General features: G+C 72.9%; 25 protein-coding genes and 1 tRNA gene. 9 read left to right on the plus strand and 17 right to left on the minus strand.

Translation table 11 applies throughout. The features are described 5' to 3' along the window. Positions 1 to 76: 76 nt before the first annotated feature. From ACZ5ID_RS19410 to ACZ5ID_RS19420, 3 genes are all read right to left on the minus strand, one after another. On the minus strand, positions 77 to 1,057 hold the full coding sequence (locus ACZ5ID_RS19410; RefSeq protein WP_468899278.1) for an SPFH domain-containing protein: 981 nt from the start codon (positions 1,055 to 1,057) through the stop codon (positions 77 to 79). Positions 1,058 to 1,923: 866 nt separating this feature from the next. After that, positions 1,924 to 3,021, minus strand: a complete 1,098-nt coding sequence (locus tag ACZ5ID_RS19415; protein ID WP_468899280.1) for a magnesium transporter CorA family protein — start codon at positions 3,019 to 3,021, stop codon at positions 1,924 to 1,926. A 15-nt stretch (positions 3,022 to 3,036) separates the two neighbouring features. Then, positions 3,037 to 3,567, minus strand: coding sequence for a DUF5994 family protein (locus ACZ5ID_RS19420; protein WP_468899282.1), 531 nt, complete (start codon positions 3,565 to 3,567; stop codon positions 3,037 to 3,039). Between the two features lie 274 nt (positions 3,568 to 3,841). Between ACZ5ID_RS19420 and ACZ5ID_RS19425 the strand changes: the two genes are divergently transcribed. Both ACZ5ID_RS19425 and ACZ5ID_RS19430 read left to right on the plus strand, forming a co-directional pair. Further along, positions 3,842 to 4,408, plus strand: coding sequence for a DUF5994 family protein (locus tag ACZ5ID_RS19425; RefSeq protein ID WP_468899285.1), 567 nt, complete (start codon positions 3,842 to 3,844; stop codon positions 4,406 to 4,408). 4 nt (positions 4,409 to 4,412) lie between these two features. Continuing rightward, on the plus strand, positions 4,413 to 4,637 hold the full coding sequence (locus ACZ5ID_RS19430) for a hypothetical protein (RefSeq protein ID WP_468899288.1): 225 nt from the start codon (positions 4,413 to 4,415) through the stop codon (positions 4,635 to 4,637). A 225-nt stretch (positions 4,638 to 4,862) separates the two neighbouring features. On the opposite strand, the gene ACZ5ID_RS19435 is transcribed toward ACZ5ID_RS19430, so the two are convergent. From ACZ5ID_RS19435 to ACZ5ID_RS19445, 3 genes are all read right to left on the minus strand, one after another. Beyond that, positions 4,863 to 5,426 (minus strand): DoxX family membrane protein, encoded by a 564-nt coding sequence (locus tag ACZ5ID_RS19435; protein ID WP_468899290.1) that lies wholly within the window; start codon positions 5,424 to 5,426, stop codon positions 4,863 to 4,865. A 144-nt stretch (positions 5,427 to 5,570) separates the two neighbouring features. Continuing rightward, positions 5,571 to 6,497, minus strand: coding sequence for a M56 family metallopeptidase (locus ACZ5ID_RS19440; protein ID WP_468899293.1), 927 nt, complete (start codon positions 6,495 to 6,497; stop codon positions 5,571 to 5,573). After that, complete coding sequence (locus tag ACZ5ID_RS19445; protein ID WP_468899296.1) at positions 6,494 to 6,967, minus strand: BlaI/MecI/CopY family transcriptional regulator; 474 nt, start codon at positions 6,965 to 6,967, stop codon at positions 6,494 to 6,496. The genes ACZ5ID_RS19440 and ACZ5ID_RS19445 overlap by 4 nt, the downstream gene beginning before the upstream one ends. A gap of 116 nt (positions 6,968 to 7,083) precedes the next feature. Between ACZ5ID_RS19445 and ACZ5ID_RS19450 the strand changes: the two genes are divergently transcribed. The 3 genes from ACZ5ID_RS19450 to ACZ5ID_RS19460 are packed head-to-tail and all read left to right on the plus strand — an operon-like array spanning position 7,084 to position 8,986. Further along, complete coding sequence (locus ACZ5ID_RS19450) at positions 7,084 to 7,749, plus strand: DedA family protein (RefSeq protein ID WP_468899299.1); 666 nt, start codon at positions 7,084 to 7,086, stop codon at positions 7,747 to 7,749. Then, positions 7,749 to 8,330 carry a phosphatase PAP2 family protein gene (locus tag ACZ5ID_RS19455; protein ID WP_468899301.1) on the plus strand — a complete coding sequence of 194 codons (582 nt, stop codon included), beginning with the start codon at positions 7,749 to 7,751 and terminating at the stop codon, positions 8,328 to 8,330. The genes ACZ5ID_RS19450 and ACZ5ID_RS19455 overlap by 1 nt, the downstream gene beginning before the upstream one ends. Beyond that, positions 8,327 to 8,986 (plus strand): phosphatase PAP2 family protein, encoded by a 660-nt coding sequence (locus ACZ5ID_RS19460; protein WP_468899303.1) that lies wholly within the window; start codon positions 8,327 to 8,329, stop codon positions 8,984 to 8,986. The genes ACZ5ID_RS19455 and ACZ5ID_RS19460 overlap by 4 nt, the downstream gene beginning before the upstream one ends. Positions 8,987 to 9,013: 27 nt before the next feature. Here the strand turns inward: ACZ5ID_RS19460 and ACZ5ID_RS19465 are convergent, their stop codons facing one another. Both ACZ5ID_RS19465 and ACZ5ID_RS19470 read right to left on the minus strand, forming a co-directional pair. Beyond that, a complete protein-coding gene (locus tag ACZ5ID_RS19465) occupies positions 9,014 to 9,271 on the minus strand; it encodes a hypothetical protein (protein WP_468899305.1) in 258 nt (85 codons plus the stop codon). Positions 9,272 to 9,324: 53 nt separating this feature from the next. After that, positions 9,325 to 10,572 (minus strand): polysaccharide deacetylase family protein, encoded by a 1,248-nt coding sequence (locus ACZ5ID_RS19470; protein WP_468899458.1) that lies wholly within the window; start codon positions 10,570 to 10,572, stop codon positions 9,325 to 9,327. A gap of 274 nt (positions 10,573 to 10,846) precedes the next feature. On the opposite strand from ACZ5ID_RS19470, the gene ACZ5ID_RS19475 reads away from it, so the two are divergent. Then, a complete protein-coding gene (locus tag ACZ5ID_RS19475; protein ID WP_468899307.1) occupies positions 10,847 to 11,848 on the plus strand; it encodes an AraC family transcriptional regulator in 1,002 nt (333 codons plus the stop codon). 251 nt (positions 11,849 to 12,099) lie between these two features. On the opposite strand, the gene ACZ5ID_RS19480 is transcribed toward ACZ5ID_RS19475, so the two are convergent. Further along, positions 12,100 to 12,173, minus strand: a tRNA-Pro gene (locus ACZ5ID_RS19480). 105 nt (positions 12,174 to 12,278) lie between these two features. Here ACZ5ID_RS19480 and ACZ5ID_RS19485 point away from each other — a divergent pair. Next, the gene (locus ACZ5ID_RS19485; RefSeq protein WP_468899310.1) at positions 12,279 to 12,755 is read left to right on the plus strand and encodes a DUF309 domain-containing protein; all 477 of its coding nucleotides are present in this window, start codon (positions 12,279 to 12,281) and stop codon (positions 12,753 to 12,755) included. Between the two features lie 26 nt (positions 12,756 to 12,781). Here the strand turns inward: ACZ5ID_RS19485 and ACZ5ID_RS19490 are convergent, their stop codons facing one another. The 3 genes from ACZ5ID_RS19490 to ACZ5ID_RS19500 are packed head-to-tail and all read right to left on the minus strand — an operon-like array spanning position 12,782 to position 15,578. After that, positions 12,782 to 13,411 (minus strand): LutC/YkgG family protein, encoded by a 630-nt coding sequence (locus tag ACZ5ID_RS19490; protein ID WP_468899313.1) that lies wholly within the window; start codon positions 13,409 to 13,411, stop codon positions 12,782 to 12,784. Beyond that, a complete protein-coding gene (locus tag ACZ5ID_RS19495) occupies positions 13,408 to 14,826 on the minus strand; it encodes a LutB/LldF family L-lactate oxidation iron-sulfur protein (RefSeq protein WP_468899316.1) in 1,419 nt (472 codons plus the stop codon). Before ACZ5ID_RS19495 ends, ACZ5ID_RS19490 begins: the two co-directional genes overlap by 4 nt. Beyond that, complete coding sequence (locus ACZ5ID_RS19500) at positions 14,823 to 15,578, minus strand: (Fe-S)-binding protein (protein ID WP_468899318.1); 756 nt, start codon at positions 15,576 to 15,578, stop codon at positions 14,823 to 14,825. The genes ACZ5ID_RS19495 and ACZ5ID_RS19500 overlap by 4 nt, the downstream gene beginning before the upstream one ends. 81 nt (positions 15,579 to 15,659) lie before the next feature. Here ACZ5ID_RS19500 and cobF point away from each other — a divergent pair, with 81 nt between their 5' ends. Beyond that, a complete protein-coding gene (cobF, locus tag ACZ5ID_RS19505; protein ID WP_468899321.1) occupies positions 15,660 to 16,415 on the plus strand; it encodes a precorrin-6A synthase (deacetylating) in 756 nt (251 codons plus the stop codon). Here the strand turns inward: cobF and ACZ5ID_RS19510 are convergent. The 4 genes from ACZ5ID_RS19510 to ACZ5ID_RS19525 all read right to left on the minus strand — a co-directional run bounded on the left by ACZ5ID_RS19510 (position 16,384) and on the right by ACZ5ID_RS19525 (position 20,744). Continuing rightward, positions 16,384 to 17,247 carry a precorrin-6A/cobalt-precorrin-6A reductase gene (locus tag ACZ5ID_RS19510; protein WP_468899323.1) on the minus strand — a complete coding sequence of 288 codons (864 nt, stop codon included), beginning with the start codon at positions 17,245 to 17,247 and terminating at the stop codon, positions 16,384 to 16,386. The genes cobF and ACZ5ID_RS19510 overlap by 32 nt on opposite strands. Positions 17,248 to 17,554: 307 nt before the next feature. Continuing rightward, positions 17,555 to 18,775: a cytochrome P450 gene (locus ACZ5ID_RS19515; protein WP_468899325.1), complete on the minus strand. Its 1,221-nt coding sequence runs from the start codon at positions 18,773 to 18,775 to the stop codon at positions 17,555 to 17,557. A gap of 170 nt (positions 18,776 to 18,945) precedes the next feature. After that, entirely contained in the window at positions 18,946 to 19,803 is an 858-nt protein-coding gene (locus ACZ5ID_RS19520; protein WP_468899328.1) for a class II fructose-bisphosphate aldolase, read from the minus strand. Positions 19,804 to 19,859: 56 nt separating this feature from the next. Next, the gene (locus tag ACZ5ID_RS19525; RefSeq protein WP_468899330.1) at positions 19,860 to 20,744 is read right to left on the minus strand and encodes an SIS domain-containing protein; all 885 of its coding nucleotides are present in this window, start codon (positions 20,742 to 20,744) and stop codon (positions 19,860 to 19,862) included. A 156-nt stretch (positions 20,745 to 20,900) separates the two neighbouring features. Here ACZ5ID_RS19525 and ACZ5ID_RS19530 point away from each other — a divergent pair, with 156 nt between their 5' ends. Beyond that, complete coding sequence (locus ACZ5ID_RS19530) at positions 20,901 to 21,680, plus strand: DeoR/GlpR family DNA-binding transcription regulator (RefSeq protein WP_468899333.1); 780 nt, start codon at positions 20,901 to 20,903, stop codon at positions 21,678 to 21,680. Between the two features lie 131 nt (positions 21,681 to 21,811). Here ACZ5ID_RS19530 and ACZ5ID_RS19535 read toward each other — a convergent pair whose 3' ends face one another. Further along, complete coding sequence (locus ACZ5ID_RS19535) at positions 21,812 to 22,411, minus strand: TetR/AcrR family transcriptional regulator (protein ID WP_406556380.1); 600 nt, start codon at positions 22,409 to 22,411, stop codon at positions 21,812 to 21,814. Positions 22,412 to 22,461 lie beyond the last annotated feature (50 nt).

A 22,461-nucleotide genomic window follows, 5' to 3' on the forward strand; every position in this document is an offset into this window, starting at 1 on the left:
CTGTCACCGGGGCCATCAGCTGTTCCGCACCGCACCACACCAGGACGATCGCGTCACCCCGGGCGGCCCGGAACGGTCAACCGCTCAAGGCTTCCTCGGCATCCCGCCGCGTCGGCCAGTTGTCCCGCCGCTCCCGGGCCACCTCGGCACGGCTGCCGGCCCGCTCCCCGGGCAGGGACACCGACGGTGCGAGGGCAGGTACCGAGGTGGCCGGCTCGGGGATCACAGCGCTGGTGGACAGCGCGGGGCGCCTGGCGGTCCGGTGCACGCGCCGGCCCGCGGACTCGTCGCCCGTCTCCCTGCTCTGGTGCTCGAAGAAGCGGAGCATCTCCACGGGGAACGGCATCACGAGGGTGCTGTTCTTCTCGGCGGAGACGTCCACCACGGTCTGCAGCAACCGCAGTTGGAGTGCCCCGGGGGTGTCGGCCATCGTCGCGGCGGCGTCGGTCAGCCGCTGGGACGCCTGGAACTCTCCGTCGGCCGCGATGACCCGCGCCCGGCGTTCCCGCTCGGCTTCGGCCTGCTTGGACATGGAGCGCATCATGGGCTCCGGCAGGGCGATGTCCTTGATCTCGACGCGTTCGATGCGCAGACCCCAGGGCTCCTCGGTGGGGGCGTCCATCACCTTCTTGAGTTCCGCGTTGATGTGGTCGCGGTCGGAGAGCAGCGTGTCCAGGTCCGCCCTTCCGATGACCGAGCGGAGCGACGTCTGCGCGATCTGGGAGACAGCGGCAGGATAGTTGCGGACGTTCACCAGGGCCCTGACCGGGTCGATGACCTTGAAGTAAACGACCGCGTCGACGGTGAGCGTCACGTTGTCGGCGGTGATGGACCGCTGCGGCGGGATGCCGAGGACCTCGGTCTGTACGGACACCTTCCGCATCCGGTCCCCGATCGGCCGGATGACGCGCAGGCCGGGCCCTCGTATGTCCGGCAGCAGCCGCCCGAAGCGGAACACCACGCCCTTCTCGTACTGCTGGACGTTGCGCACGCTCAGGGCGAGCAGGACCAGTCCGGCCACGGCGCACACCGCCAGCACGGTGATCAGAACACCCATGGTTCTCACTTTCCTTACGTCGATGACGGTCCCGGACCCGAGCGGTCCGGGAAGCACACGGCACGGGAGGACCCCGGCCTGTCGTCTGCGGCGCGGCCGGGGTCTCGGGCTGCTGCTGAGGCTCTGGTGGGGCGGCCCGGCTCAGCCGGGAGAACTCTGCGGTACGCCGGCCCGGGCGGCGGGCCGGTACGCGCGGTTCAACAGGCCCCACGTGATCAACGCCGACGGCGGATCGGGCACGGCCGTCGGCGAGGGACCGAGAAGAGCGGAAGGAATCCGCAGTGATGGGGAGGAGGACGTACGGGGGTCGGCGTGGGGCAAGCGGTCGCAGTCATGACGCGCACCCTGCTCCGGGCCGACCGGAACCGGCCCGGCGTGATCACATCGCCGAAAGCGACAACGTCATGGAAGCCGATGCACGAAATACCCTCGGTAACACCACAGTACTCCGTTGACGACCCGAGCGGACTCCCGTCAGGTAGCGCGGCCGGTCCAGGTCCGGGCAAGGTGGAGCCTTCCCAGCCGGGTCCGGTGACAACACCCCCGGGATCGCGCCAGGAGTGCGGACCCGGGGGGACTGGTCCGAGGCCACCGTCAACGGACTGCGACTCCCAAGCCCACGCCGTCCTTCCCAACGGTGGCCAAACCCTGGCGTGGGTGTGCAACGGCATCGCTGAGACCGAATGTGAGTCGCACGGGCGGTGCCACGGGAGCCAGTAGAGACAGCCGTCATGAACGCCTCCTTCACGACGGTCGGTCGCAGCACGTGAACTGGCACACAGCCCGAAGTCTTGCAACCCGCACGGGGGCCGACTTCTGGAACCGGCCCAGCCCCGGCCGGCGAGGAGCACGCAGGGGGTGTGCGATCAGAGCCAGTCCCCGTTCTTGAAAACGAAGTACAGCGTCACAGAGGCAACGAGGATGACGGCGCTGGACACGATGAATCCCGACTGGTGTGCGAAGCCGGGGTAGGGAAGATTCTGTCCATAGAAGCCGGTGATCGCGGTGGGCACGGCGATGATCGCGGCCCAGCTCGTCACCTTCTTCATGATCAGGTTCATCCGGTTCGCCTGCACCGACAGGTTGGTCTCCATCGCCGAGGCCACCAGGTCGCGCAGCGACTCCGTCCACTCGCCGGCACGCAGCACGTGGTCGTACACGTCTCGGTAGTACGGCAACAAGGGCCCGTCGACGACGTCGAGGTCGGGGCGCATGAGGGCGTTGACGACCTCCCGCATGGGCAGGACCACGCGGCGGAGCCGGACCAGTGTTTTCCGCAGGGCGTAGGACTGGCGCTGTACGGTCTGGATCTGCCGGCCGCCTTCGGCGAAGAGCAGAGCGTCCAGTTCCTCGATACGTTCGTCGAGCCGCCGTACCGCGGCGAAGTGCCCGTCGACGACATGGTCGAGCAGACCGTGGAGCAGAAAGGCGACCCCGTGCGCTGCCAGAGCCGGGGTGCGGTCCCAGCGGGCGACCAGCTCGTCGAGGGCGAACGCTGCGTCCTTGCGGACCGTGATCAGGGCCTGCGGCGTGAGGATGACCGCGAGCTCGCTCATCGTCAGTCCCACGCCGTCCGGGTCGACGGCGACCGCGTAGATACTGAGGAAGTGGTGGGTGCGGTAGTTGTCGAGTTTCGCCCGCTGTCCCTCGTGCAACGCGTCCTCGAGAGCCAGCTCGTGCAGACCGAGTGCCTCGCCGACCGCCGTGAACTCGGCTCGGTCCGGGCGGTACAGGTCCAACCACACGGTGGTGGACGGGTCCTCCAGATGCCGGGAGATGTCCCGGACCGGGAAGTCCTCCTCGGCCAGGGAGCCGTCGCGGTACAGCCGGGTACGGGCCACGTCGCGCACCCTAACGGCACCGGCGGAGCCCCGGCGGACACCACGACCGGGCATCCACTCCGACGGGGGCACCGCCTCGACCGCCTTGAGGGCACCGCCCGGCACATACAGCCCTACGGGCACCCGGAGCTCCGGAAGTCATTCCTCGGGCTCGTGGTGTTCCTCGCCGCTCCGAAGGCCCTCCGCGGGGACCGTGTATGCCTGACGGGTGCCGGTGTCGATGAGGATCTGTGCGGCATCGGTGACGTTGTCGGCCCGGACAGCCCTGGCCATCGCGGCACGGGCGGCCTCGGCTGTCGCGTGGGGCGGGACCACGAGAAGGGAGAAGTGGTCCTGGCCGCCGCGAGTGATCAGGACGGTGTCGTCACCCACCGGAAAGGAGTCGATACGGACGACCTGGTCGTCGATCACCAGGTGCGGGGGAAGTTCATCCCAAGCGCTGGCGTCCAGACCGACGCGCGTGATGGAGCCGAGATGCACGGTCAGCGCGTGGACGAGGTCGGGCAGCTCAGCACCGATGTCGCGGGAACGCGGCCACCACGCACCGTCGAAGTTGCCTTCCCGGGACCGTGTCGTCTCCAGCCTCAGAAGGACCGTCCCGGGTTTAGCGGCCCGATGGATCGCGTCCGGCAGAAGACGTGGAACGCGAGGGATGTCGGATTCGCTCATGGTGTGTCCGCCTGTCTGCGGGAAGCGGTGCCGCCGCCGAACGCGGGACCTCGTCCTCTCACCGTAAGCCGTGCCCCGCCGCAGCGGCTGCGCGACGTTTCCGGGCCCCGTTGTCCATCGGCGGACTGCCTGCTCACGCACACGTCCCGGACCTCCGCAGCGGCGTACAGTGAGAGGACCGGGAGTACTTCGCACGCCGGCCGCCATGTCGGTGCCATTTCCGGCGAGCAACAACACCGGCCTCCGAGAGGAGGCCCGGGGACAGGTCCGCGTCATGACCGCGACCATCGAACCCACGATCATCCAACAACGCCTGCCTTCGTCGGCGGCCCGGCTGTCCCTGACCCCGATCGGTTCGGTTCCCGGTCTCCTGGACGGCGCCTGGTGGCCCCGCTCCCGTGATCTCCTCCGCGAGATCCCCACTCTGACAGACGCACTGGACACGTGCTGGGGCCGGATCACCCACGTCACCGTGAACCCGACCCACTGGCCCGTCATCCCGCGCAAGGTCCCCGTCACGGGCCACACGGTGCATGTCGGCTGGTTCGCCGCCGAGCAGGACCCGAACAAAGTGATCCTCCTCTCCTACACGGTGGGCCGCCTGGACCTGCTGGTGATCCCTCCGGAGGCGGAACCGGCCGCCGCCGCCCGGCTGATGGCAGCGGCAACCTCTCCGGGGGGCATCCGCACCGCCGGCGGTCTGATGGCCGACGAGGCCATCAGCCGGGACGCGGCAGAGGCTCATAACCGGGAAGAGAAATGGGAGACCGACGGCGGAGCCGCTTCGGCTGACGGAGCCGCGACCGGGATCTCTAGTTCCACCCCCGCCCCGAGGAGGTGAGGACGTGGAGACCGCCGTCACCGTCGTCGTGATCATTGTCGTGATCATCGCGGGAATGATCGTGATCCACCGGCTCAACACACAGCATGACGAAAGGATCGGGACGTTCCGCTACAGCGACGCCCTACCGGGAATCGGTCGGCGGACCCGTACGAGCCCAGGTGCCGCCGTGCCGAAGGGCCCTCCTACCGACGCCACCCGCAGTGAGCATCAAGAGGGCAGCCGTTGATGACGCGGACCTGCTTGCAGCCAGACGGCACGCCGGAGCACACCAAGACCGCGTCGAACGCCACGCACCGGGGCCGTCCGTGAACACGAGGTACCCCCGGTCCCGTCGCCTGACAGGGTAGGCCACCGTCCGCCGTATGACTCTGTATGACTCTGTGACCTGACCCTCCCTCTCAACTCCCGCGCCGGTCGCGTGTCCTGGCGCGGGCCGGCCGCGCGCCCCGGGTTACGCCCCCGCCTCCGGAGAGGCGTCGGCCTCCGCCCCCGCGTCCTCGCCCCCGTCCCCGTCCTGCCCCTGCGCCCGCCGCCCCACGACCACCGCTGCCGCCGCCGCGCTGCCGAGGAACGCCAGGGCGACCGTCCACGGCCGGTCCAGGACGTGGCCGGTGGCGTGGTCGAGGGAGTAGCGGCCGGCTCCGGCGACGCCGATCGCGGCGGCCGTGAAGCCGAGGAACGCCGGGTACTCGAAGCCGCCGGCCGTGGCGAAGAAGCCGGCCGGGGCGTGTACCGAGACCGCGCCCGCCATCGCCCCGGCCGCCGCCGCCCCGGCCGCCGGGGTGGCGAGGCCCAGGGCCAGGAGGGCGCCGCCGCCGGCCTCGCCGAGCCCGGCGGCCACCGCGCTCTGTTTGCCGGGGCGGAAGCCCATGTGCTCCATCGCCGCGGCCGTGCCCTCGATGCCGCCGCCCCCGAACCAGCCCAGGAGCTTCTGGGCGCCGTGCGCCGCGAGGACGGCTCCGGTGCCCACCCGCAGGACCAGCAGTCCCAGGTCCCGTCGGTTGATGCATGTCATGACTGCCTCCGCGGTGGCCGTTCGTGGCGTGGCACGCCCCACGGGCGTACGCACTCCACTCTCCGTGGCGCGGGGCCCGGGGCCCCGGTGTTGCTGGGCCGTACGGGTCATCGCCGACCACCGGGGTTCCCGTTCGCGGGGCGGTCAGTCCTCGCCCTGGGCCGTCTCGATGCCGCCGTGCAGATCGACCGCTGCCTCGGCCGCCGAGACGGCGGAGGCGCAGAGGCAGGCGAGCAGCGCCGCCGCTATCAGGCGGGGGTCGCGCGAGCGGAGCGGTGCGGCGGGCGGGCGGCGGTCCAGGAGGGCGGCGACCCGGCGCGGCACCGGTCCGGTGGCCGCCGCGAGGACGGCGCGCGGCGCGGGCGCGGCGGTGCGTCCGGCGAGGGCGGCGCGGCCGATGGCGCGGGCGGCGAGCCGGCGGTCGCCCACGGCCCGGGCGGCGGCCTCGTCCGCCCAGCGCTCCAGGGCGTACTCCAGGGGCGCGCGCAGCGAGCGGAGCGCGGGGTGCAGATGCGCGGCGAGCTCGGCCGCCGCGAGGAAGAGGTGGTGACGGGCGCGCAGATGGGCGCGCTCGTGGGCGAAGAGCGCCTCGCGCTCCGCCGGGTCGAGGGCGCGCAGCATGCCGGTGGTCACCACGATGCGGCCGGGGCGGCCGGGCAGCGCGTAGGCGTACGGGCCCGGGTCGCGCACCACCGCGAGCTCCCCGGTGGCGGGCGCGAGACGGCGACGGACGGCCCGCACCTCGCCGGTCTGGCGGCGGACGGTGCGGATCAGGGCGACGCCGCACAGGGCGAGCAGGGCGCCGGCCGCGCAGGCGGCGGGCAGGGCGACCGCGCCGGGCACCGCGTCGAACGGGGTCACCAGATGGCCGAGGGCCGCGACCAACGGGAGCCGCAGGGCGCCCGCGGCGGTCAGCAGTCCGAGGGCAGCCGCCGAGCAGAGGGCGAGGCCGGTGGTGGTGGCGGTGAGGAGCCAGGCGGCGGGCCTGGGCGGAAGTGCCTCGGCGAGCCGGCACGCCGCCGGGACGGCGAGGAACGGGACGAGCAGCGGAACCCACACCGCGAAAATCATTTCCGGTCACCCCCGGCACGGTCCTGGCCGAGGGAGGTCCGGTCGCCGGATATCGCCTCGCCGGGCGCGCCCGCCTCCCCGTCGAGCAGGGTCCGCAGCAGGCGTTCGTCCTCGTCGCTGAGTTGCGAGACGAAGCGGGCGAGGACCGTGGAGCGGTCCTCCTCCTTGGCGAGTTCGGTGTGCATCCGGCGGGCGGTGAGGCCCGGCGAGTCCTCGGTGGGGGTGTAGGCGAAGCCCCGGCCGGAGCGGTCGCGGGTGACGGCGCCCTTCTCGTAGAGCCGGGTGAGGATCGTGGTCACGGTGGTGCGGGCCAGGCTGCCGCCCAGGGCGCCCTGGACCTCGCCGGGCGTGAGGGGGCCCTCGGCGGCCCACAGCGCGGCGAGCACACCCGCCTCCAGCTCCCCGGCGGGCCGCCGCGCGTCGCCGCCCGCACGGCCGGCGAAGGGGCCGGACCCGTCAACGACGCCCATGGGAACGATCCTCCTCGATCTTTCGTCTACAGTTCTGTAGACCGTCTACAGCACTGTAGTCAGTCGGGCCGCGAGCTGCTCTCGGCCCGCAAACCATTATGGGAGGGCCCACCGCCATGGCCGTACCCCTGTTCGCCGCCACCCCCCAGGCCGTGAACGTGCTGGACGCGGGCTCGCTGCTCTCGGCCTTCGGCGCGATCGGCGTCGCCGTCGTGCTGTTCGCCGAGACCGGCCTGCTCGTCGGCTTCTTCCTGCCGGGCGACTCGCTGCTGTTCACCGCCGGGCTGCTGTGCGTGCCGGGCGGGGACGGGCCGGTCTCCCTCTCGCTGCCGCAGGTCCTGCTCGCCTCCGTGGCGGGCGCGCTCACCGGAGCGCAGGTGGGGTACTGGATCGGCCGCCGCGGCGGCCGGGCGCTTCTCGCCCGGACCAGGTCCCGCAAGCTCCATGAGGGCGCGGCGCGCGCCGAGGAGCTGCTCGCCAAGTACGGCCACGCGAAGGCGATCGTCCTGGCCCGCTTCGTTCCGATCGTCCGGACCGTGCTCAACCCGCTCGCGGGCGTGCTCGGCGTCCCCGCCGGCGTCTTCGCGCTCTGGCAGGTCGCCGGAGGCGCGGTGTGGACGTGCGGACTCGTCCTCGGCGGGTATGCGCTGGGTTCGTCCATCCCGAACATCGACCGCTATCTGTTGCCGCTGGTGGCGCTGGTCGTCGCCGTCTCGCTGCTCCCGATCGCCCTGGAGATCCTGCGCGCCCGCCGCGCCCGCACCGCAGAGGACACCCACTGATGCACTTCGACAACGGCTGGTACACCTGGGTCACCGAGCTCGCGCACGACGCGCCGGGCCCGGTCGACACGGCGGTCCGGCTCTGGTCGGACTACGGCCTGGGGCTCTTCGCGGTGCTGATGGTCCTCGCCTGGTGGCGGGCCCGTCCGGCCGGCGGCGCCCGGCTGGCCGCGGCGCTGGCCGCGCCGCTCGTCGTGGTCGCCGCCTTCGCCGTCAACGACCTGGCCAAAGCGGCCGTCCACGAACAGCGGCCCTGCCAGAGCCTGCACGTGATGACCGTGGAGGCCTGTCCGGCGCTGGGCGACTGGTCCTTCCCCAGCAACCACGCGGCGATCGCGGCGGCGTCCGCGGTGGCGCTCCTGCTGGGCGACCGGCTCCTCGGCGCGATCGCGGTGCCCGCCGCGCTGCTCATGGCCGCCTCCCGGGTCTGGATCGGCGCGCACTATCCGCACGACGTGCTGGCCGGTCTGGCCGTGGGCGCCGTCGTCGCCCTGGTCCTCACGCTGCTCGCGCGCCGGGCCGCGCCGTGGGTGGACCGGCTCCGCGACACCCGGCTGCGCCCGCTGGTGGCCGCCCGATGACAAGGGCCCGGCGCGTCGGAGCGGCCGTGTGCCTGCTGCTGTTCGTCCTGCTCACGGTGGTCGTCGCCGTACGGGACGGGGCACCGCTGCCCGGCGACCGGGCCTCGCACTCCTGGGCGGTGCACCACCGCCCGCCGGTGGCGGAGGCGCTGGCCCGCGCGCTCACCGCCACCGGCACCGGGCCGCTCCCGTATCTGCTGGCCGTCGGCGCCGGGCTGCTGGCCGGGCGGGACCCCCGCCAGCGCCTGTGCGCGGCGGCGGGCGCCCTCGCGGTCCTCGCCCTCGGCCAGGCCGTGCGGTTCGCCGTGATGGCCGCCGTCGCCCGCCCGCGCCCCGCCCTGGCCGACTGGGCCACCCACGCCTCGGGTTACTCCTTCCCCTCCGGTCACACCACCACTTCGGCGCTGACCGCCGGGCTGCTGGCCTGGGGCGTGACGAGGCGCTCCCGCTCGTCCTCGGGCCGCCTCGCCGCGGCGCTGATCCTGCTGTGGGGTGCGGCGGTCGGCCTCTCCCGTGTCTACCTCGGGGTGCACTGGCTGACCGATGTGCTCGGGGGCTGGCTCTTCGCGGCGGTGTGGCTGACCCTCGGCAGCTGGGTGACGGCGCCGCACATCCCGGTGGAGATACGGCGTGAGGAGCCGGCGGGCCGCCTCTGAGCGGCGAGGAGGCCGGGAGGCCCGCCCTCAGCAGGCCGCCATGCAGTCCGCGCAGTAGCGGTCGGCGTCGGAGAGGTCCGGGTCCGGTGGGACCGCTGCCTGCGGGCGGGCGAGCGTGCGTCCGCACATCGTCCTCGGCTCGTCGGTGCTCATGACGTGCCAGAGCAGGGCTCCCCGGCCCGCTGCCCCGGTCTCGCCGGAGTCCCGCTCGGCTCTCATCTCGTGCACGGCGGCGGCCCTTTCGTTCAGGTCGTTCGGGGCGTTCACGTCGTTCGGGACGTTCACGTCGTACGGGGTGTCAGGGGCGCCGGGGGCCGTTCGGGCCGTCCCGGGGGCGTTCAGGCGGCCTTGAAGTAGGCGTTCCAGCCGCCCGCCGGGGCCTGGCCGACGTCCAGCGCCCGCAGCCTGTCCAGCACCCGGGGGTCCTGGGCGTCGAGCCAGTCCACGAACTGGCGGAAGGAGACCAGCCGTACGTCCTTCTTCCCGGCCATTCCCTTCAGCGCCTCCTCGACGGCGTCCATGTAGATGCCGCCGTTCCACTCCTCGAAGTGGTTGCCGATGAAGAAGGGCGCGCGGTTCGTCTCGTACGCGCGCTGGAAACCGGCGAGATAGGCGCTGGTGGCCTGCTGCCGCCAGGCCGGGTAGCGCGAGGGCGTGCCCCGGGTGGTGTTCGCGGACTGGTTGGCGAGGATGTTGTAGTCCATCGACAGCACCTCGAAGGAGTGCCCGGGGAAGGGCACGCCCTGGAGCGGCAGGTCCCAGATCCCCTGGCGCTTTCCCGGCCACACCTGGCGCCCGCCGGGCGAGGAGGCGTCGTAGCGCCAGCCGAGCTGCCGGGCGGTGGGCAGCAGGTTGTCCTGGCCGAGCAGGCAGGGGGTGCGACCGCCGATCAGCTCCTTGCGGTAGTCGAAGGGCAGCGGTTCCAGGTCGCGCCAGCCGGTGTTGGTCCGCCACTCGGTGACGAAGGAGACGGCCTGTTCGATCTCGCTGCGCCACTGGCCGGGCGACCAGTTGGCCACCGATCCCGGGCCACCGCAGAAATGGCCGTTGAAATGCGTCCCGATCTCATGGCCGTCCCACCACGCCTCCCGTACACAGCGAAGTGTCTCGCGCACATGTGCGTCGTTCAGATAACCGATGTCCGAGGCGCCGATCGGATTATTGGGCGGCCGGTAGCGCGACTTGCCGGATTCCGTCAGGAGATAGAGCCCGGAGAGGAAGAACGTCATCGAGGCGCCGTGGTCGCGGGCGAGTTCCAGAAAGCGCGGGAAGAGCCCGTTGCCGACTTCCCCGGCGCCGTCCCAGGAGAAGACCACGAACTGCGGCGGGGTCTGTCCCGGTTCGAGCGGCAGGGGTCTGGGCTGGTTGGGCTGTGGACCGGTGTCCGCGGTCGAACCGTCACCGACCATCTTGAAGTGCGGTTTCACCGGGGCGTTGGGCGCGGCCGGGCGGCCCGGCCCGTTGCCCGGCGGCTGCGGTCCCCCGGCGGCGCCCCGCTCCCCGCCGGCCCCGCACCCGGCGACCGAGACCGCCGCCACGGCGCCAAGTCCGGTCTCCAGCACTGCCCTTCGGGTGATCTCCCGCATCGCCTCTCCCGTCAGCCGTCCCACGGACCCTCAATGGACGGACCGGAGAGTTCTGATGATGACCCGATAGCCGACAACCGCCTAAGAGTACGACGCGTTCACCGGCTTTTCCGGTAAACACAGAGGGGCGGCACCGGATTTCTCCGGGACCGCCGCAATTCCCGCGATACGGCCCGACCGGAGGAACACACGAGCGAGCCGGACGCCGCCCGCGCCGGATCGTGTGCGCGGCCGGCGGTGACGGCCGGGCCGGGCGCCGGGGAAGATGGGGGCCATGCAGGCGACTTCGCACTCGGGCACGCGGGGCACCCCGACCGCGTCCCGGCTCTCCTTCCGTACCGGGGACCTCGACGAGGCACGCCAGGTGATCGGCGAGACGTACTACGCCACCTCCATCGACGTACTGGACCGTACGCACCGGCTCGACGCCGTCTTCGACGTCACGCGGCTGGGGCCGCTGACCCTGGGCGACCTGCGCTGGGGCGCCGATGTGCGGATGCGCTTCGGCGACTTGGGGGCCTACCACGTCGACGTCCCCCTCTCCGGGGAGCTGAGCTGGCGCCAGGCGCGGACCTCGGCCACCGCGACCGCACGGCGCGCGGCCGTCTTCCAGCCCGAGGGCGAGCCGACGCTGGAGCGGTGGAACCGGGACTGCCGGCTGTTCGCCGTCAAGGTGGAGGCCCAGGCCCTGCTGCGTCATCTGGAGGTCCTGCTCGACCGCTCGGTCCCCACCGGGACACGGCTGGAACCCGAGGTCGACATCGCCCGGGGCCCCGGTCTGAGCTGGTCGCGCATGGTGGCCCTGGTCGTACGGGAAATGGACAACGAGCACGGGGCGCTCGCTCAGCCGCTCATGGCGGCCCGCCTCCAGGACGCCCTGCTCACGGGGCTGCTCCTGGCCACCGGCCACCGCTACCGCGAGGAGCTCGACAAGCCGGTCGGGGCCGTGCTGCCCGGCCCGGTCAAGCGGGTCGTGGACGCGATCCACGCCCATCCCGAGCGCCCCTACACCACCACCGAACTCGCCGGCCTGGGCCAGGTCGGCGCGCGCTGGCTCCAGGAGGGCTTCCGCCGTCATCTCGGCATGTCCCCGATGGCGTATCTGCGCGACGTCCGGATGAGCCGGGTCCACGCGGAGCTGCGCCAGGCCGACCCCGGCCGGCTGACCGTGGGAGAGGCGGCCTACCGCTGGGGCTTCACCCACCTGGGCCGCTTCGCGGACAGCTACCGCGCGCGCTTCGGCGAGCTGCCCTCCCAGACCCTGGGCACCCCCTGACGCCTCCCCCGGCTGCGGAAAACGGCCACGCATTCCGGATGAGCCGGCGGAGCTCCCGGCGATACGTTGTGAGCACCGTGCCCGGGACCCGGCACGGCGTCGGCACCCTGGTGATCGGCAACGCGGGCTGTTCCTGGGCCAGGTCAGCTCCCCCCGCTGAGCCGGGGGCAGCCCGCGGCCGACCGGTCCCCGAAAAACACCGAGGCCGCATCGGAAGTTTCCGATACGGCCTCTGACTCGCGTCACGCAAGTCGGGACGACAGGATTTGAACCTGCGACCCCTTGACCCCCAGTCAAGTGCGCTACCAAGCTGCGCCACGTCCCGGTGCCCGTCTGACCTGGGGTTTCCCCTGGCCGGTCGTGCATGAGAACCATACCTCACTCAGGGCGGTGTTCCGGTACGGGGAGCGACGGAGGGGACAATGGGCGTATGGAGACTTCTTCGCGCCGGGACCGGGACGCCGAGGGGCGGGCGCGCAACGCGCGGCCCAGGGACGGGCTGGGGCGGCCCCTGCCGTACGGCTCGCCCGGAGTGGAGCGGCTGGCGGAGGGGGTGGTGCGCACCCCGGACGAGACCGTGCGGGAGGCGCAGCGGCTGCTCGACGCGGGGATGCCGTTCCACGCGCACGAGGTGTTCGAGGACGCCTGGAAGTCGGGGCCGGAGAGCGAGCGCGAGTTGTGGCGGGGGCTCGCCCAGCTCGCCGTGGGGCTCACGCACGCCGCGCGCGGCAACGCGAAGGGCGGCGCCGCGCTGCTCGCGCGGGGCACGGACTCGCTGGGGCGGTACAGGGGGACACCGCTGTACGGGATCGATCCGGCCGGGCTCATGGCGTGGGCCCGGGCGCTCGCGGAGCGGCTGCCCGGACCGGTGGACGCGGCGGCCGAGGCGCCCCGGCTCACCCGCTGACGGCGGCCCCCGGGAGCCCGGCCGCCTCAGGCGCCGACCAGCACCACTTCCAGCGTGCGCGGGCCGTGTACGCCCTCCACCCGGTCCAGCTCGATGTCGCTCGTCGCGGACGGTCCCGAGATCCAGGTCAGCGGGCGTGTCGGGGTGAGCCGCGCCAGGGCCTGCGGGACCGACGCCACCACCTGGTCGGGCACGCGGACGACGCAGATGTGGTGGTCCGGGACGAGCGTGATCCGGCGCCTGCCCTGGTCCGGGCCGCCGTCCAGGACGAGGGTGCCGGTCTCGGCGACGGCGAGGGCGCAGCCGGTCACCACGCTGTCCACCGCGTCGAGTTCGGCCGGGGTGGACGCGGCCCGGTCCCGCACCTGTACGGCGTCGGCGGCGCCCAGCCAGCGCGGGGGCAGCCCGGCCGGCGCCAGGACCGTCGCCGCGCCGCGCTCGGCGAGCAGCCGGGCCAGCAGCGCCGGCAGGCCCTCGGTGTCCGTGCGGTGCACGAGCGCCCGGTAGTCGGCCAGGTTCTCGTGCAGCAGGTCGACGAGGGCGCCGGGGTCGTCCGGGGTGTGGCTGGTGAGGTAGTCGCGGGCGGGGTCCGGTGCCTCGCGGGCGTCGGCCACCGCCGTGCGGACGCGGGCCAGGATGCGGTCGCGGGAGTTCATCGGTCCCTCTTCTTCCACCAGTCGCGGAACGGTTCCGGCGGCAGTTCGGGCAGGGCGCGGCTGGCCGTCCACGCTCCGGCGCCGGGCGGGTTGGCCGGGTGCATCCGCCGGGTCCGGGTCGCCGCCCGCTCGGCCGCCGCCAGCACCGCAGGCCGGTCCATCGCCCAACTCGCCGCCTTCATCGCCGCCTTCTCCAGCCGGTGGCCCCGGCCACCCCGGTCCGCGACGCGCTCGCGCAGATGCACCAGCACCTCGGGGATGTCGATGGCGACCGGGCACACCTCGTAGCACGCCCCGCAGAGGGAGGAGGCGTACGGGAGCGAGGCGTCGATCTCGCTCGCGGTGCCGCGCAGTTGGGGGCTGAGGATGGCGCCGATGGGGCCGGGGTAGACCGAGCCGTACGCATGGCCGCCGGCCCGTTCGTACACCGGGCAGACGTTGAGGCAGGCGGAGCAGCGGATGCAGCGCAGCGCCTGGCGGCCCACCTCGTCGGCGAGGGTGTCGGTGCGGCCGTTGTCCAGCAGGACGAGGTGGAAGACCGAGGGGCCGTCGCCGTCGGTGGTGCCCGTCCACATGGTGGTGTACGGGTTCATCCGCTCGGCCGTGGAGGAGCGCGGCAGTGTCTGGAGGAAGACCTCCAGGTCCCGCCAGGCGGGGATCACCTTCTCGATGCCGACCACGGAGATCAGCGTCTCGGGCAGGGTGAGGCACATCCGGCCGTTGCCCTCGGACTCCAGGACGACCAGGGTGCCGGTCTCGGCGACCATGAAGTTCGCGCCGGAGATCCCGACCCTGGCGCGCAGGAACTTCTCCCGCAGATGCAGCCGGGCCGCCTCGGCCAGCTCGGCGGGGCTGTCGCTGAGGCCGTCCGGGGCGGGGCGGCCCCAATTCCCCATCTCCTCGCGGAAGATGTCGCGGATCTCGCCCCGGTTGCGGTGGATGGCGGGGACGAGGATGTGGGACGGCCGGTCGTGGCCGAGCTGCACGATCAGCTCGGCGAGGTCGGTCTCGTAAGCGGAGATGCCCTCGGCGGCCAGCGCCTCGTTGAGGCCGATCTCCTGCGTGGCCATCGACTTGACCTTGACGACCTCGTGCTCGCCGGTGGCCTTGACCAGGTCCGCGACGATGCGGTTGGCCTCCTCGGCGTCGGCCGCCCAGTGGACGGTGCCTCCCGCGCGTACGACCGACTCCTCCAGCATCACCAGATACCGGTCGAGATGGCGCAGGGTGTGGTCCTTGATCTGCCTGCCCGCCTCGCGCAGCTCCTGCCAGTCGGCGAGCTCGGCGACGGCCGCGGCGCGTTTGTCGCGGATGGTGTGGGTGGCGTGGCGGAGGTTGGCGCGCAGGGTGGCGTCGTGGACCGCGCCCCTGGCCGCCTTCGGGAAGGCCGGCATGCCGACGAAGGTGCCGCTCATACGTGGGGCTCCGCTTCCGTACTGGCCAGGATCTCGGCGAGGTGCACGGCCCGCAGGGGGTCGCCCCGGCGGCGCAGGATGCCGTCCAGATGCATCAGACAGGAGCTGTCGGCGCCGCAGAGCACCTCGGCGCCGGTGGTGAGCGCGCTGTCCGCCTTGTCGGTGCCCATGGCCGCCGAGACGTCCGGGTTCTTGAGGGCGAAGGTGCCGCCGAAGCCGCAGCACTCCTCGGCGCCGGGCAGTTCCCGCAGCTTGAGCCCCGTGACGGCCTCCAGGAGCCGCCGTGGCCGGTCACCGAGTCCCAGCATGCGCAGACCATGACAGGAGGGGTGATAAGTGACGGTGTACGGGAAGTACGCGCCGACATCCGTGACACCGAGGACGTCGACCAGGAACTCGGACAGCTCATGCACCCTCGGGACCAGCGACTGGGCGATGGCGCCGAGCTCGGTGCCCCGGCCCTCGGCGGCGGCCCTGCGGGCGAGGCGCGGGTAGTTGTCGCGGATCATGGCCGCGCAGGAGCCGGACGGCGTGACCACGTGGTCGTACCCCTCGAACACCGCCCCCATCCGGCGTACCAGCGGCTCGGTCTCGCGGCGGTAGCCGGTGTTGAACTGGGCCTGTCCGCAGCACGTCTGGCCGGGCGGGAAGTCGACCTCCACGCCCAGGCGTTCGAGAAGTCTCACCGTCGCGATGCCCGTGGCCGGGTACACCGCGTCATTGACGCAGGTGACGAAGAGTGCGACACGCATGGTCGGAGGATAGGCCGTGCCCCGCCGTCCCGGTAGGCCTCGCCGTTCGCGTCGTGGAAGGGATGGGGCAGACTCGGGACCGTGAGAAAGATCTATGTGATCGGCATCGGGGCGGGCGACCCCGACCATCTGACGCTCCAGGCCGTCAAGGCGCTGAACAAGGCGGATGCCTTCTTCATCCTGGAGAAGGGCGAGGAGAAGTCCGATCTGACCGGGCTGCGCAGGGACATCCTCGACGCACATGTCACCGGCCGCCCGTACCGGCTGGTCGAGGCGCGCGACCCCGAGCGCGACCGCAAGACATCGGACTACTCGCCCGCCGTCGACGACTGGCGGCGCCGCCGGGCCGACCTCTACGAGCGGTTCATCGTGGACGAACTGGCCGAGGACGAGTGCGGGGCGTTCCTGGTGTGGGGCGATCCGGCGCTGTACGACTCCACCCTCGGCATCCTGGAGGAGATCCTGGAGCGGGGCACGGTGGAGTTCGACCACGAGGTGGTGCCGGGCATCAGCAGCGTCTCGGCGCTCCTGGCCAAGCACCGCACGGGGCTGAACCGGGTGGCCCGGCCGGTGCAGATCACCACCGGGCGGCGGCTCGCGGAGGGCTGGCCGGAGGGGGTGGACGACGTGGTGGTGATGCTGGACGCGCGCCAGGCCTTCACCCGCCACCTCGACCAGGACCTGTACATCTACTGGGGCGCCTACGTCGGCACGCCGGACGAGATCCTGGTGCGGGGCCGCCTGTCGGAGGTCTCCGACCGGATCGAGGAGCTGCGGGCGCGGGCCCGCGAGCGCAAGGGCTGGATCATGGACACGTATCTGCTGCGGCGCGACTGAGCAGCGCGAGGACGCTCGGCACGTCCGGGGCGGTGGTCACCCCGGCGGGCGGCTCCGGCCGGCGCACCACGACGACCGGCAGCCCCAGTTCGCGGGCGGCGGTGAGCTTGGCGGCGGTGGCGGGGCCGCCGCTGTCCTTGGTGACGAGCACGTCGATGCGGTGCTCCCGCAGGAGCCGCCGCTCCCCGTCGAGGGTGAACGGGCCCCGGTCGAGGATGACTTGGCAGTGGCGGGGGGTCGGGGGGTCCGGGAGCTCGACGGAACGGATGAGGAACCAGAGCGGGTCGGGTCCGCCTTCACCGACCGGTCCGCTTTCACCGACGGGTACGCCTTCACCGACGGGTACGCCTTCACCGACGGGCCCGCTTTCACCGACGGGTACGAAAGCGGCGAGGCCGAGGCGGCCGGTGGTGAGGAACACCCGGCGGCCGAGGGCGGGCAGCAGGGCGGCGGCCTCGTCGAGGGTGCGCGCGCTGTGCCAGCGGTCGCCGGGGCCGGGGGTCCAGCCGGGGCGGCGCAGGGCGACGAGCGGGGTACCGGTGCGGCGGGCGGCCTCGGCGGCGTTCTCGCTGATGCGGTGGGCGAAGGGGTGGGTGGCGTCGAGGAGCGCGGTGACGTGCTGCTCCCGCATCCATGCCGCCAGCCCCTCGGCGCCGCCGAACCCTCCGACGCGGAGCTCGCCCGGGAGCGCGCGGGGTGCGCCGACGCGTCCGGCGAGGGAGGTGGTGACGCGGATGCCGGTGGCGGCGAGGGCGGCGGCGAGTTCGCGGGCTTCGGTGGTGCCGGCGAGGATCAGGGTGTGGGGGGGCAGGGGGTTGGCGGGGGTGGGCATGGGCCGAGGATAGTTCCCCCACCCCGCCCCTTCCCCGAATCCTCCGGAGGCGGGTGGGCGGGGGCGAGGCCCCCGGACCCCGTGGCGGTGGCCTGCGGCCCCCGGGCCCCGCTTTCGTCTTCTCCTGCGGGCCGGTGGGGGCCGGTCGCGCAGTTCCCCGCGCCCCTGAAGGAACGGGACCTTCGGCCCCTGTTCCCCCCGCCCCACCGTCCCCCTCAGGGGCGTGAGGCCCGGCCTCGAAGGGGCGCGGGGAACTGCGCGACCAGCCCACCACCACCCGCAGACGAAAGACCGCCCGCAACACCCCTCACCACGCCAGCTCCAGCACCTCCGGTGACCGGTGGATCAGCGTTGGCCTCATCCGTACCGGTGCGTCCGGGGACGCCAGGCGCAGGGTGGGGAAGCGGCTGGTCAGCAGTTGGACGGTGATGCGGAGTTGTTCGCGCGCCAGCTGCGCTCCCGGGCAGCTGTGGGCGCCGTGGCCGAAGGCGAGGTGGCGCGCGGGCGGGCGGGTGATGTCGAAGACGTCCGGGCGCTCGTGGCGGCGCGCGTCCCGGTTCGCCGAGCCGAAGGCCACGAAGACCGCCGCGCCCGTGGGCAGTTCGGTCCCGGACAGCAGCACCGGCCGGGTCGTGATGCGCCGGAACCCCTGGAGCGCCGAGTCGTAGCGCGCCGCCTCCTCGATCGCGGCGGGGATCAGCTCGGGCTTCGCGCAGAGCAGCTCCCACTGCGCGCGGTGCCGCAGCAGGTGCAGCACCGTCGTACCGATCTGCGCGGTCGTGGTCAGATGCCCGGCCAGCAGGAAGTTCTGCAGGTGGGCCACCATTTCGTGGCGCTCCTCCAGGGTCAGTTCACCGGTGCCCGGCGCCAGCGCGGTGAGCAGCGCCGTGCACAGGTCGTCGCGCGGCCGGGCCCGTCTCGCGCGCAGATACGTGTCGAGCAGTTGCTGCATCGTCACCACGTCCCGCGCCGCCGCGATCTGCTCGGCCTCCTCCAGTGGCCGGAACAGCAATTCCTCGGCCCGGTGTCCGCCGCGTACCGCCACCGGGACGTCCGCCGCGTCCAGGCCGATCAGCCGTCCGACGACGTCCCCGGGCAGCAGCGTCGCGTACTCCCCCATCAGCTCCACCCGGCCCCGCGCCGCGAAGGCGTCCACCAGGGCGGTCGCGCGCTCGGCGGCGTACGGCAGCACGGCGGCGACCCGGGCGGGTGAGAGGCCGTGGACGATGGGGGCGCGCAGCCGGTGGTGCTGGGGCCCGTCCGAGGTGACGACGACGGGGCGGCCCCCGAAGCCGGAGCCGAGTTCGGCGAGGACGGCGGGGCCGGGGATCACGTCGGGGCGCAGCGCGTTCGCCGAGGAGAACGCCTCGGGCCGGCGCAGCACCTCGCGTACGTCGGCGTCGCGCGCGACCAGCCAGGCGTCCAGCTCGGGGACGAAGGTCAGGCCCTCGGCGCGGCGGGCGCGCGCGTAGTGCGGATAGGGGTCGCGCTGGAGCGCGTCGAGCCGTGCGTGCTCATGCCTGTCCACAGGCTCATCGTGTACGAAGCGGGTCGCGGGCGGAAGAGCACCGGGAGGGGCGGACGGGTCCGGGCGGGGAGGCGGCGGGGTTTCCCCCCTCCGCGCGCCCGTTCTTTCACCCGTGTGGCCGACCGGGTTCCGGGTCTCCCGGCCCCGCCGCCCCGCCCCTCCTGCGCGTGTCACGCCTTGGCGGTCAGCACCCCGATCAGCCGGGTGACCGTCTCCACCATCGCCTGCCGTCCGACGGTGAGATAACCGCGGGCGTCCACCGCCTCCGGATGGGCGGCGAGATAGGCGCGGATCGCGTCGGTCATGGCGATGTTCAGCGCCGTACCGATGTTGATCTTCGACATACCGCCGGCGACCGCCGCCGCCAGCTCGTCGTCGGGGACACCCGAGGAGCCGTGGAGCACCAGCGGGACGTGCAGCGCCGCGTCGAGGCGGCTGAGCAGACCGTGGTCGAGCTCGGCCGTACGGGTGGTCATGGCGTGGGTGTTGCCGATGGCGACGGCGAGCGCGTCCACCCCCGACTCCGCGACGAAGGCGCGCGCCTCCTCGGGGTCGGTCCTGGCGCCGGGCGCGTGCGCGTCCAGCGGTGGCCGGCCGTTCTTGCCGCCGACCTCCCCCAGCTCGGCCTCGATCCACAGGCCCTGGGTGTGCGCCCAATCAGCGGCGGCACGGGTCGCGGCGAGGTTCTGCTCGTACGGCAGATGTCCGCCGTCGTACATCACCGAGCTGAACCCGGCGTCGGCCGCCTGCCGCAGCAGGTCGTCGCGCTTGACGTGGTCGAGGTGGAGCGCCACCGGTACGGCGGCGGTCTCGGCGGCGGCGACGGCCGCCCGGGCGAGCGGCAGCACCCGGCCGTAGCGGAACCTCACCGCGTTCTCGCTGATCTGCAGGACGACCGGCGAGTGCGCGGCCTCGGCGCCCGCGATGACGGCCTCGGCGTGCTCCAGCGTGATGATGTTGAAGGCCGCGACCGCGCCGCGCTTGGCGGCGGCCTCGGTGACCAGGACCCCGGTCCGGGCGAGTGGCATCGTGCTTCCCCTGTCCTCTGCTGTGCTGCTTGTTCTTGTCGGTGGTCGGGCGCGGGTCAGGAGCCGTCGAGGATCACCGAGCGGGTGAGGTGGCGCGGGCGGTCCGGGTCGAGGCCGCGGGCAGCCGCGACGGCCACCGCGAGCCGCTGTGCCCGGACGAGTTCGGCCAGCGGGTCGAGGTGCCCGGCCACCCACTGCGCGCCGGTGGCCCGCACCTGGTCGGCGAGGCCGTCCGGGGCCTCGCCGAACATCCAGGTGGCCGTGGTGGCGGTGGAGATGCTGATCGGGCCGTGGCGGTACTCCATCGCGGGGTAGGCCTCGGTCCAGGACAGCGACGCCTCGCGCATCTTCAGCGCGGCCTCCTGGGCGAGCCCGACGGTCCAGCCGCGGCCGAGGAACGTGAACTGGCTCCGCCCGACGAGCCCTTCGGGCAGCGGCTCGGCCAGCGCGGTGCGCGCGTCGGCGACGGCTTGTTCGGTGTGGAGGCCGAGGTGGGCGCGGAGCAGGGTGAGCGCGGTGGTGGCGAAGCGGGTCTGCACCACGGACTCCTCGTCCGCGAACTCCAGCACCACGAGGTCGTCGGCGGTCCGCATCACCGGCGTCTCGGGGTCGGCGGTGATCGCGGTGGTGCGGGCGCTGCCGCGTACCCGGGCGAGGAGTTCGAGGACCTCGGTGGTGGTGCCGGAGCGGGTGAGGGCGACCACCCGGTCGTAGGAGCGGCCCGCCGGGTACTCGGAGGCGGCGAAGGCGTCCGTCTCGCCCTGGCCCGCTCCCTCGCGCAGGGCGGCGGCGGCCTGGGCCATGAAGAGCGAGGTGCCGCAGCCGACGATCGCGACCCGCTCGCCCGGCGCGGGAAGGGCGTCCTTGTGGTGCGCCGCCTGCTCGGCGGCGCGCTTCCAGCACTCGGGCTGGCTGCTGAGTTCGTTCTCGACATGGCTCATGCCGGGCTCCCACTCGCTCTGGATCCGTCGTCGGATGCATGCTTCCGGATGCATGTTTCTGCAAAATATAGCTAGCTTTCGAGCACAATCAAGCATTCGGGCGTGGGTTAAAGTCACAGGTCGGTGTGGGAGAGCACGGGAGAGAAGAGGATCCGGATGTCGCGCGACGCCCGCTGGCAGGCGCTCCTTGAACTGCTCGTGGAGCAGGGCCGCCTCGACGTCGAGGAGGCGGCGACGGTGCTCGGTGTGTCGGCCGCGACCATCCGCCGCGACTTCGACCAGCTCGCCGAGCAGCAGATGCTGGTGCGCACCCGTGGGGGCGCGGTCGTCCACGGTGTCTCGTACGAGCTGCCGCTGCGCTACAAGACGGCCCGGCGGGCCTCGGAGAAGCAGCGCATCGCGAAGGCCGTGGCGGATCTGGTCGCACCCGGCGAGGCGGTGGGTCTCACCGGGGGCACGACGACCACCGAGGTGGCGCGGGCCCTCGCCGTACGGCCGGAACTGGCCTCCGGGTCACCGGCGTTGACGATCGTGACCAACGCGCTGAACATCGCCAACGAGCTGGCGGTGCGGCCACAGTTCAAGATCGTGGTGACCGGCGGGGTGGCCCGGCCGCAGTCGTACGAGCTCACGGGGCCGCTGGCCGGGGGCGTACTGAACCAGATCACGATGGACGTCGCGGTGCTCGGGGTCGGCGCGTTCGACGTGGCGCACGGGGCGACCGCGCACGACGAGGACGAGGCGGGGATCAACCGGCTGCTGTGCGAGCGGGCCGAGCGGGTGGTGGTCGCGGCGGACTCGACGAAGCTGGGGCGCCGGACGTTCGCGCGGATCTGCGCGACGGACCAGGTCGGCACGCTGGTGACCGACGCGGGGGTCTCCGGGGAGACGGTCGCGCGGTTCACCGACGCGGGGGTCACGGTCCTCGCCGTCTGAGCCGGCCGTCTGCCTGCGGGCCGCGCACGGCCGGTCGGCGCCCGGCGGGGCTCGTCGCGCACACCCCCGCACCCCCGAAGACGCGGGGAAGTCCCCCAAGCCCCCTCGTGAACAGTCGAGGTGACGAGCCGTCAGTCCAGGCCCAGCGCCGGGAGCAGGACCGCCTCCAGGAACTCCAGCAGCGATTCCCCGCCCGTGAACCGGTCCTCGAAGAGGCGCTCCACCCGCAGGACGCCCATGAACGCGGGCGCCACGAAGTCGATCGCCCGGTTGTCGGCGGCCACCTCGCCGCGCTCCACCCCACGCCGCAGCATCGCGTCCAGCGCGGCGATCTCGGGGTTCAGGACGGTCTCGCGCAGCGCCGCGCGCAGGTCGGGGTGCATCACATAGGCCTGACCCACGGCCTCCATCAGCTCGGCGTCGCGGCCCTTGCCGCGGGACGCGGAGCGGGCCGCCTCGCGCAGGTCGCCCGCGAGGGTGCCCGTGTCGATCCCGGTGAAGAACGAGCAGCGGCTCGCGCCGAGCGCCGCCGTGACCAGTACCGGCTTGGACTTCCACTGACGGTAGAGCGTGGCCTTGCCGCACTTGGTGCGCGCGGCGACGCCCTCCATGGTCACGGCGTCGTAGCCGCCCTCGCGGAGCAGGTCCAGCACCGCCTCGTACAGCTCCAGCTCCCGTTCGGGGCTGATCTTGCTGCGGCGTGCGGCGGCCGTCGCGGCCTGCGTGGACATCGTGTCCCTCCGGGGCGTGGGGCAGGGCTCCTGCTGGTACGAGAGTAAGC

It is taken from the genome of Streptomyces sp. NPDC031670 (assembly GCF_055580545.1).

Coding starts and splice junctions, on each gene's coding strand:
- ACZ5ID_RS19525 (WP_468899330.1), bottom strand. CDS start 20,744: ATGAGCCATGTCGAGAACGAACTCAGCAGCCAGCCCGAGTGCTGGAAG.
- ACZ5ID_RS19450 (WP_468899299.1), top strand. CDS start 7,084: ATGGCCGTACCCCTGTTCGCCGCCACCCCCCAGGCCGTGAACGTGCTG.
- ACZ5ID_RS19455 (WP_468899301.1), top strand. CDS start 7,749: ATGCACTTCGACAACGGCTGGTACACCTGGGTCACCGAGCTCGCGCAC.
- ACZ5ID_RS19500 (WP_468899318.1), bottom strand. CDS start 15,578: ATGCGTGTCGCACTCTTCGTCACCTGCGTCAATGACGCGGTGTACCCG.
- ACZ5ID_RS19460 (WP_468899303.1), top strand. CDS start 8,327: ATGACAAGGGCCCGGCGCGTCGGAGCGGCCGTGTGCCTGCTGCTGTTC.
- ACZ5ID_RS19490 (WP_468899313.1), bottom strand. CDS start 13,411: ATGAACTCCCGCGACCGCATCCTGGCCCGCGTCCGCACGGCGGTGGCC.
- ACZ5ID_RS19495 (WP_468899316.1), bottom strand. CDS start 14,826: ATGAGCGGCACCTTCGTCGGCATGCCGGCCTTCCCGAAGGCGGCCAGG.
- ACZ5ID_RS19530 (WP_468899333.1), top strand. CDS start 20,901: ATGTCGCGCGACGCCCGCTGGCAGGCGCTCCTTGAACTGCTCGTGGAG.
- ACZ5ID_RS19470 (WP_468899458.1), bottom strand. CDS start 10,572: ATGCGGGAGATCACCCGAAGGGCAGTGCTGGAGACCGGACTTGGCGCC.
- ACZ5ID_RS19475 (WP_468899307.1), top strand. CDS start 10,847: ATGCAGGCGACTTCGCACTCGGGCACGCGGGGCACCCCGACCGCGTCC.
- ACZ5ID_RS19445 (WP_468899296.1), bottom strand. CDS start 6,967: ATGGGCGTCGTTGACGGGTCCGGCCCCTTCGCCGGCCGTGCGGGCGGC.
- ACZ5ID_RS19485 (WP_468899310.1), top strand. CDS start 12,279: ATGGAGACTTCTTCGCGCCGGGACCGGGACGCCGAGGGGCGGGCGCGC.
- ACZ5ID_RS19425 (WP_468899285.1), top strand. CDS start 3,842: ATGACCGCGACCATCGAACCCACGATCATCCAACAACGCCTGCCTTCG.
- ACZ5ID_RS19420 (WP_468899282.1), bottom strand. CDS start 3,567: ATGAGCGAATCCGACATCCCTCGCGTTCCACGTCTTCTGCCGGACGCG.
- ACZ5ID_RS19435 (WP_468899290.1), bottom strand. CDS start 5,426: ATGACATGCATCAACCGACGGGACCTGGGACTGCTGGTCCTGCGGGTG.
- ACZ5ID_RS19510 (WP_468899323.1), bottom strand. CDS start 17,247: ATGCCCACCCCCGCCAACCCCCTGCCCCCCCACACCCTGATCCTCGCC.
- ACZ5ID_RS19440 (WP_468899293.1), bottom strand. CDS start 6,497: ATGATTTTCGCGGTGTGGGTTCCGCTGCTCGTCCCGTTCCTCGCCGTC.
- ACZ5ID_RS19535 (WP_406556380.1), bottom strand. CDS start 22,411: ATGTCCACGCAGGCCGCGACGGCCGCCGCACGCCGCAGCAAGATCAGC.
- ACZ5ID_RS19520 (WP_468899328.1), bottom strand. CDS start 19,803: ATGCCACTCGCCCGGACCGGGGTCCTGGTCACCGAGGCCGCCGCCAAG.
- ACZ5ID_RS19410 (WP_468899278.1), bottom strand. CDS start 1,057: ATGGGTGTTCTGATCACCGTGCTGGCGGTGTGCGCCGTGGCCGGACTG.